Source organism: Caballeronia arationis, from assembly GCF_001544975.2.
Taxonomy (GTDB): Bacteria; Pseudomonadota; Gammaproteobacteria; order Burkholderiales; family Burkholderiaceae; genus Caballeronia; species Caballeronia arationis.
The window spans coordinates 1-845 of record NZ_FCOG02000529.1 but is presented as its reverse complement, the minus strand read 5'-3'; the positions used below and the strand labels follow the sequence as shown (position 1 = coordinate 845).

Here is an 845-nt window from a genome sequence, read left to right as displayed (position 1 = left end):
TCGACAGTGGGATGTTGCAGCATAACGACTCCCTTTCAATGGTAGTAAGACGGCCCGCGCACGTTGGCGTGCATAAGCGGCAGGTCAGCCTGGGCGGGAGCCGCTTCGGGCTCCTGGTCCAAGCCGTTCTTGAGCGTCGAAGCAATGAACTTGTAGTTCGGCGCTTTCAGATCGATGGCGCGGCGGCAGGCGCCTTCGAGCCGGTCGCGCCCGTAGTCCTTGCCCATGCGCAGCACGCCCAGGCAGGTTCGATAGGATTGCTGCGGGTGCTTGCGCGCGCCCAGCAGGTGCTGGATGACGGCCGACGTATGCGGGCCGATGTCGGCAGCCCAGTCACGCAGCCGCTGCGGATCCCAGCCTTTGGCGACAGCCAGATGCTCCGGCGGCATGTGCGCGTCGATCGTGGTGTGGTACCGACGGCGAGCGCTTTTGCCGTGTGCGGCAATGCGCTGGCCGCGATGGAAGATCTCGACCGTGTTGGCTGTATGACGCATGTCGACCTGTTCGCGCGCATAGCGGTACGGCACCGAGTAGTAGTGCTGGTCGAGCTCAACGTGATAGTCCGGACCGACGCGTGCGACCTTCCACTCTGCGTATTGATAGGGCCGCTCAGGCAATGGCCTGAGTGCCGGGCGATCGATCTCGTCGAAGACGCTACGGCGGCAGCCAGGCAACTTTTTGAAGGGCCGGTTGTTCAGGTCGGTCAGCAGTGCGGCGATGGCGCGGTTGGCCTCGTCGAGGTTGAAGAAGCGCTGATTGCGCAGGCGTGCAAGAACCCATCTCTGCACCAGGAGGACCGATAACTCTGCTTTCGGCTTGTCCCTCGGTTTTTTACTGCGAGCGGG

General features: G+C 63.1%; 1 protein-coding gene. It reads right to left on the bottom strand.

Features of this window, described 5'->3' with window-relative positions:
• Positions 1–35: 35 nt before the first annotated feature.
• Positions 36–845: Mu transposase domain-containing protein (locus AWB81_RS43655; protein ID WP_144444424.1), on the bottom strand; the 810-nt coding region annotated here is incomplete at its 5' end.